The sequence below is a fragment of the bacterium genome, from assembly GCA_040757115.1.
Taxonomy (GTDB): domain Bacteria; phylum UBA9089; class CG2-30-40-21; order CG2-30-40-21; family SBAY01; genus JBFLXS01.
The window spans coordinates 1-6760 of the sequence record JBFLYA010000202.1 but is presented as its reverse complement, the minus strand read 5'-3'; the positions used below and the strand labels follow the sequence as shown (position 1 = coordinate 6760).

The window sequence follows — 6760 nt, the reverse complement described above, 5'->3', positions numbered from 1 at the left end:
CATTCCGGGTGAATCTATCCCCAGGTGATTTATATTCAATAACATTATAATCAGTAAATGATTGGAATACAAGAGGTAAAGATTTAACATCCGCATCCTTGCCCTTTTTAATGACCACAATATCTATCCTTAATGGCATTTTGCCAACTTCAACCTCTGTTTCAACACTAAACCCTTTAGGTTCGAGTAGATGTTTTAATACATTTGAGAAATACGGATGCCATTTCTTCTTCATCATCTATGAGTATATACTAAACTTCTATCTTTGTCAATAAATTTTTAGGAGGGTGTTGAAAAAGTCATTTTTTAGGAAAGGGGGGTAGTTTTTGGGGGTGAATTTTCTAAAAACTGCAAAACTGCCTACCTCTTTGAATTTGAACCTCTCCTTTTTATCCTTACTTTTTATTTTTCTTACTCTTTCTTTTTCCTCATCTCTCCTTTGAAGACTAACTAAAGAAAAAACCAGTATGGTCTTTTTGCCACGAGTTTATTTATCTCTCTATTAAATAAAAAAAAATTAAAAAATTCTTAGGTGAGAGTAGATGAGAAATTGTCAAGGAATAATTACTTATTAGTTTTAATCCCTTGTTGGGTGCGAGGACTTTTTCAACCCCCTCTTTAAAAGATTGCAGTAAATCCTGAAGACTATGACAGGAACCATTATAAAACCATCTCTTAGCCCCTGGCATAGTCTTTAGGATTCCCTCAATATCCTCTTCTTTGCAGACAATCTCAACAATCCGCATATTACCACCACATTCCGTACATTTCAAATCTTCTTTATGGGACGCAGATAAACCCAGATTATCAGGATAATAAAAATTTAAATCCTGTAAATCTGCGTTCATTTGCGTCCCCAAAGGAAATTCCTATACATATCAAAAGTATCTTTCTTCTAAAATCTTCTATACAAACCAATGACTTTCCCCGCAATCTTTATATCCTCTGCAGATACCAGTATTGGTTCCATCTTAGAATTCGCTGGCTCTAATCTCACCAATGATGTGCTTTTAAAATAATAATATTTCACGGTAGTATCCTCTCCTCTAATAAGTGCCACAACTATATCTCCATTATCGGCTATCTTTTGTCTCCCGACAATGACATAATCCCCTGGTAAAATCCCTGCCTCAATCATACTATCCCCTTCTATCTTGAGAGCAAAACATTTATTAGTCCTGACTAAATCCTTACCCAGGATAATCTCACCTTCAATATTCTCTAAAGCAAGTAACGGTAAACCTGCCTGAATCCTTCCTAGTTTTGGAACCTTCACATACTCATCCTCTAAACTTTGTCTTTTATGCTCAACCAACAATTCTATAGCTCTGGGTTTGGTTGGGATTTTTCTGAGGTAGCCTTTCTCCTCTAACGCCTTGAGATGGACAAAAGGTGCACAGGGAGATTTTAGTCCCAAATGACTCTGTATCTCTCTTACCGTAGGTGGATAACCACATCTTTGAATATTCTCAATGATATAGTCTAATACCTGCTGCTGTTTTTCGGTTAATTCCTTTGCCATTATCATCACCTCCAATTATTATAATACATATGTCCTAATTAGAATATACCACATAATCTTCAGATTGTCAACTACTTCTTTTTTGCAAAAAAAATTACTTGCATAAATTAAGACTATGATGTATAGTATATTTAAAGGATGAAGAAGGAAGCAATATCGTCGAAAATCTATTGATAGAATCAGAACATAACATATAGGTTTTGAATGATTTTAGGAGGTTATGATGAATAAGATTGAGTTGTTAGAGATAATCAAAAAGGGTGAGGATTCTTTTACCGAATTCAAAGAAGAAAAGGCTCATCCTGATGACCTGGCGGCTAGAATAGTTGCCTTTGCCAATACAGAAGGGGGAAATCTAATAACAAGCAGAGAACAACTTATGCGACTATTTGAAGCATCTAAGTCTATATATTACGACGAGTTGGCTGTTCCCAATACCTCTATTGAGGATATAGACCTTAAATATGTTGAAAGGTTTATAAAGAAATCTTTTGGCTGTGGAATTGGAGATTTTGGGATAAGGACTGACGACCTCTTAAAAAATATGAAGATATTAACCCCTTATGAAAGGGATATGGTTACTACTATTGGAGGATTGCTTTTCTTTGGAAAGCATCCGGAATATCAGTTTCCCTACTGTAAGATAACGATAGTGCGGTTTTACGGTAATGACATTGGCGAAACCTTTGATAAGAAGGATATAGAAGGAATACTTATTGAGCAGATTGAAAGGACAGAGAGAATCTTAAAGGATTATTTAAGAGCCGAAACAAAGATAGAGGGTTTTAAAAAGGAAGAACCTCGATTTGAAATCCCAATTGAAGCCTTAAGAGAAGCGGTCATAAATGCCATTGCCCATCGAAATTATCAACTGCCGTCCCAGAACAGAATATTTATCTTTGACAATAGAATAGAGATAAAAAGCCCGGGCAAACTCCCTAATTCAGTTACTATTGATAATATTAAGTTAGGATTCCCTCTCCATCGGAATCCCCTTATCGTTTCCTTGTTAGCTAAAGAGCACAGGATGACAGAGATTGGAACTGGTATTCCTAGGATGATTAGGCTTGTAAAAGAACAGACCGGCAAAGAGCCTGATTTTGAAGAGAGGGAGCAAGAGTTTATTATCAGAATCTGGAGGCCAGATTCAGGATAGACTTGCCTAATAAGTGCCTGAGTTTGAAAATAGTAAGGAGTGGCTATTTTCCCTGATTTTCCCCTTTTTCCTTTGTTACAAATAGTTACGAAAAGAGGAAAAAGGTGCTTTTTGAGTCTTTGATTTCAAGTGATGGATTGTCACTGAAAACCCTGGATGTAAGCGTTCAGGTGGTGTAAGAAAAGGAGATATGGGGATTATGGAGATATTATTAAAAAAAATTGAAATTAGTAGAAACTAATAGAAATTTATGGAAATTTGTTGTTTTCCACAATCAAATTCTACCTATTTCTATAAATTTCAATCTATATTCTATTATCTTATCTCCATATCACTCTTATCTCCTTATCCCCTTTCTTACACTTTTGATATATAGCCTGAACGGTTACCCCTGGATAATCAAGATATAGAGTTTGTATTAGGAGGATGAGATGATATATCAGCAAGATTGGATTGATATTATAGAGGAAATGGAATCACTCAGGTCATCAGTACCGCATTATAGAAATATGCAATCATCCCAAAAACCAGCACCACCAGAATTGAACCCGATAGAAAAAATGGTCGAGAAGATATATCCTACCGATATACTTAAAAAATTATACACTCGCTATATAAGATACTTTTTTAGTGAAAAGGACTTAGGTAACTTAAAAAAACTGACTCTGGTTAGGGCTCTGGCTAAAATTTATTCTGACAGGGAACTATTCAATAAACTGGTTTTGTGTCTGCCTCCTCAGGCAAAAAGACTATTTCATATCCTCATCTGGGAGGGAGGAGAACATAAACTTGAAAACCTTGAGAAACACCTTAACATAAGGATAGTAAAAGGAGACAGACGCTACTATCAGAATCCAGCAGAAAGTGTTGAAAACGATTATCTGCTATTTCCAATTCACTCAACCTATGATTATCCCTTAACGAAGTTGTCATTCTATCTTCCTGAGCCATTAAGAAAAATATTTAAACAACACCTGCCTTTTCCAAAAGAGTATGAGTTGATTTCACTTGATAAAATCGAGAAGACAGATTTTCTCTATGAAGATAATGACGAGGTAATAAGACAAATAAAACTTTGGTCTAACTATTTAAAACATGGTGAGTTAAAAGTTGGAGATAAGGTTCTTAAGACAGCACTTAAAGAAATGGCTACCTATTGTGGGATAAAAGAGTTTTATGAGCATCAGGACAGGGAATTAGACTATATAAAAACTCGATTCATTATCAATCTTTTGCAGAAGATACCGCTGAAAAATGTTGATACCTCACCTGAATTTTTGAAAGAACTCTTTACCCGCTTCTTTTATAACCAGAATTCTGAAAACTACCAATTACATCAATTGTTGTCTTATCTAAAAAATAAAGGATATTATTTTGAGTATGATGACTACAAGGGTAGAGAACAAAAGGTAAGAGAATCACTTTTTGAACTCTTAAGAGGTCTTCCTCTCTCTTCCTGGGTCTGTTGTGAAAATTTAGTCAAATATGCCCGGGCTAAAGGTATCTATTTAGAGTTAATTAATATTCACACAAAATGGGAATTTTATTATACCAGAGAGACGCCGAGAACTTATGGCCATTACCTTGAAAATATTCGTATTTCCAATGAGATTTATAAAGATGCCGTTATAGTTCCTTTTGTGAAGACCGTTATGTTCCTTTTTGCCACCTTTGGGATAGTTGATATTGCCTATAATCTTCCCAAAAATGAAGTTTTGCAAGAAAAAGACCATCCCTATCTTTCTATTTATGACGGGTTGCAATATGTCCGATTGACAAAATTAGGGGCTTATATCTTAGGTTTGATTGAAAAATATGAGGTAGAGATTAAGGAAGAAAAAACCAATATTATTCTTGATGAGAGGAGATTGATTATCCATATAGAAGGAACTGATAGATTAAAAAGGATGGTTTTGGAAAAGGTAGCTACTCCAATAAGCGATAATCATTATAAAGTAGATTATGAATCCTTTTTTAAAGATTGTAATTCTAAGGAAGATATAAAACGAAAGGTTGAGTTTTTCAAAGGACAAATTTCCTCAAATTTACCTGAAATCTGGCATAATTTTTTGAATGAAATATTAGAAAAGATTAATCCTTTAAACTGCGAGGAGAAAATGGCTGTCTATAGATTGAAAAAAGACAAAGAATTGATTTCTTTGATTGCCACAGATGAGGTATTAAAGAAATATATCTTAAAGGCGGAAGACTACTGTATTCTTATTGATAAAAGCAATCTTGGCAAGGTCAAAAAAAGACTTAGAGAATTCGGTTACTTGATTGATAATATGTAAAGGGAAGTTCGCTAACTTCAGGAGAAACGGTCATGTCCACAGCGTGGACACAAAGGGGGATGAAAATTAAGGGACTCGGGACTCGGGGCTCGGGATTCGGGAATAAAAGAACCCCCTAACCCCTTAATCCCCCGCCAGCAGGGAGATAAAAAAATAAAAATCTGTGTCCTCTGCGAAATCTGCGGATTATTTTCAGAAGAAAATTCTGTTGACATAATTCCATATCTGTGGCATACTATATAATAATATTTTTCACAATAACTGGATAAAAAGGAGGTGATGAGTATGAAGAGATAAAACTTTTTTGTAACCGTTCAGGCTATATATCAAAAGTGTAAGAAAGGGGATAAGGAGATAAGAGTGATATGGAGATAAGATAATAGAAATAGATTGAAATTTATAGAAATAGGTAGAAATTGATTGTGGAAAACAACAAATTTCCATAAATTTCTATTAGTTTCTATTAATTTCAATTTTTTTAATAATATCTCCCTATCTCCTTAATCTCCACATCTCCTTTTGTTACACCACCTGAACGCTTACACTTTTTTGTAAAATGGTCAGATGTAAAACTGACCACCGGGTAAGGAAAGTAAGAGAGCAATTAATCGGTAATCAGGTGAAGGAAAACAGGTTTTTTCGACCGCAAGATTTCACACTAAAATGACCTGTCCCAAAATCTCTCTACTCTCTACTTTCTACTTATGAAAAAAGGAGGTTAAGATTAAATGAAAAAGACATTGATAAGAGTTTTGAAAAGTGCAGGGTTTAGTGTAGTGATGGTGAGTTATGGTGTGCTGGTAGAGGCAAGTGTATTGCATGTTCCATCAGAGTATCCGACTATTCAATCAGCAATTACGGCGGCGATAGGTGGAGATACGGTGTTAGTAGATGATGGGACATATATTGAGAACATCAATTTTCTGGGCAAAGCCATCACCGTCCAATCCGTAAATGGCACAACCAGTGCCATAATTGACGGCAATGCCAGTGGTAGTGTGGTAACCTTTAATTCTCGCGAGGGAACTAAGTCGGTTCTGAGTGGGTTTACAATACAGAATGGACGAGCTGACTATGGCAGCGGGATTTTTTGCTGGCATTTCTCCTCACCAACAATTACCAACTGTACCATCAGTAGAAATTCAGCTAATAAGCATGGCGGTGGGATTTTTTGCTACTACTCCTTGCCGAGAATTGCCAACTGTACCATCAGTGGAAATTCAGCTAACGATTCTGGCGGCGGGATTGATTGCGAGTCCTACTCCTCGCCGACAATTACCAACTGTACCATCAGTGGAAATTCAGCTGCTTGGGTGGGCGGGGGGATTTATTGCAGCCACTCCTCCTCACCAACAATTACCAACTGTACCATCAGTGGAAATTCAGCTAACGGTTCTGGCGGCGGGATTTATTGCGACTCCTCCTCGCCGGCGATTACCAACTGTACCATCAGTGGAAATTCAGCTAATGAGGAGCATGGCGGCGGGATTTATTGCTACTTCTTCTCCTCGCCGGCGATTACCAACTGTACCATCAGTGGAAATTCAGCTAACTCTGTTGGCGGCGGGATTTATTGCTACTTCTTCTCCTCGCCGGCGATTACCAACTGTACCATCAGTGGAAATTCAGCTAACTCTGTTGGCGGCGGGATTTATTGCTACTTCTTCTCCTCGCCGGCGATTACCAACTGTACCATCAGTGGAAATTCAGCTAACGATTCTGGCGGCGGGATTAGATGCTACTACTCCTGCTCGCCGGCGATTACCAACTGTACCATCAGTGGAAATT

8 protein-coding genes are annotated in these 6760 nt (G+C 36.8%); 4 read left to right on the top strand and 4 right to left on the bottom strand.

Annotated elements, in window-relative coordinates:
• The 3 genes from AB1422_14745 to lexA all read right to left on the bottom strand — a co-directional run.
• Positions 1-238: hypothetical protein (locus AB1422_14745; GenBank protein MEW6620572.1), on the bottom strand; the 238-nt coding region annotated here is incomplete at its 3' end.
• Between the two features lie 253 nt (positions 239-491).
• Positions 492-848, bottom strand: coding sequence for a hypothetical protein (locus tag AB1422_14740; GenBank protein MEW6620571.1), 357 nt, complete (start codon positions 846-848; stop codon positions 492-494).
• Positions 849-895: 47 nt separating this feature from the next.
• On the bottom strand, positions 896-1522 hold the full coding sequence (gene lexA / locus AB1422_14735; GenBank protein MEW6620570.1) for a transcriptional repressor LexA: 627 nt from the start codon (positions 1520-1522) through the stop codon (positions 896-898).
• A gap of 220 nt (positions 1523-1742) precedes the next feature.
• Between lexA and AB1422_14730 the strand changes: the two genes are divergently transcribed.
• From AB1422_14730 to AB1422_14720, 3 genes are all read left to right on the top strand, one after another.
• A complete protein-coding gene (locus tag AB1422_14730) occupies positions 1743-2678 on the top strand; it encodes an ATP-binding protein (protein MEW6620569.1) in 936 nt (311 codons plus the stop codon).
• A 221-nt stretch (positions 2679-2899) separates the two neighbouring features.
• Positions 2900-3088 (top strand): hypothetical protein, encoded by a 189-nt coding sequence (locus tag AB1422_14725; protein ID MEW6620568.1) that lies wholly within the window; start codon positions 2900-2902, stop codon positions 3086-3088.
• Between the two features lie 21 nt (positions 3089-3109).
• Positions 3110-4972 carry a hypothetical protein gene (locus AB1422_14720; protein ID MEW6620567.1) on the top strand — a complete coding sequence of 621 codons (1863 nt, stop codon included), beginning with the start codon at positions 3110-3112 and terminating at the stop codon, positions 4970-4972.
• A 252-nt stretch (positions 4973-5224) separates the two neighbouring features.
• Here the strand turns inward: AB1422_14720 and AB1422_14715 are convergent, their stop codons facing one another.
• A complete protein-coding gene (locus AB1422_14715) occupies positions 5225-5416 on the bottom strand; it encodes a hypothetical protein (GenBank protein ID MEW6620566.1) in 192 nt (63 codons plus the stop codon).
• Positions 5417-5700: 284 nt separating this feature from the next.
• Here AB1422_14715 and AB1422_14710 point away from each other — a divergent pair.
• Positions 5701-6760: right-handed parallel beta-helix repeat-containing protein (locus tag AB1422_14710; protein ID MEW6620565.1), on the top strand; the 1060-nt coding region annotated here is incomplete at its 3' end.

What these genes read in the sequence shown, in the direction of transcription:
- AB1422_14740 (MEW6620571.1), bottom strand. Translation starts at nt 848, where the DNA reads ATGAACGCAGATTTACAGGATTTAAATTTTTATTATCCTGATAATCTG.
- lexA (MEW6620570.1), bottom strand. Translation starts at nt 1,522, where the DNA reads ATGGCAAAGGAATTAACCGAAAAACAGCAGCAGGTATTAGACTATATC.
- AB1422_14730 (MEW6620569.1), top strand. Translation starts at nt 1,743, where the DNA reads ATGATGAATAAGATTGAGTTGTTAGAGATAATCAAAAAGGGTGAGGAT.
- AB1422_14720 (MEW6620567.1), top strand. Translation starts at nt 3,110, where the DNA reads ATGATATATCAGCAAGATTGGATTGATATTATAGAGGAAATGGAATCA.
- AB1422_14715 (MEW6620566.1), bottom strand. Translation starts at nt 5,416, where the DNA reads ATGGAAATTTGTTGTTTTCCACAATCAATTTCTACCTATTTCTATAAA.